The organism is Flammeovirga sp. AWQ4_249 (genome assembly GCF_056161045.1).
Map to the genome: position 1 here is coordinate 1 of NZ_JBSWYJ010000158.1, position 246 is coordinate 246.

The 246-nt window shown below is 41.5% G+C and carries 1 protein-coding gene; it reads right to left on the reverse strand.

Annotation, left to right across the window (positions count from 1 at the left end):
- The coding region (locus ACXAHM_RS26475) for an agmatine deiminase family protein (RefSeq protein ID WP_474967087.1) at positions 1-246 on the reverse strand (246 nt) is incomplete at both ends.

The following is a 246-nucleotide window of genomic DNA, read 5'->3' on the forward strand; positions in this document are numbered from 1 at the left end:
CCTCAACGATCATCACTGTTCCTTCACCATCTGTGTGAATTGAACCACCTTCTGTTACGAAGTTCTCTGTTCTGTAACGATCTGCATTTTCGATAGAAAGTACTTTATGTGCTACTTGGTCATCGTGATCCCATGGTGAGTAAAGACCATTTAAGGATCCACCATAAGCATTGAATTTCCAATCTACACCTCTTAAGCCTCCTTTTCCATTTACTAGGAAAGTTGGACCTGAATCACGCATCCATG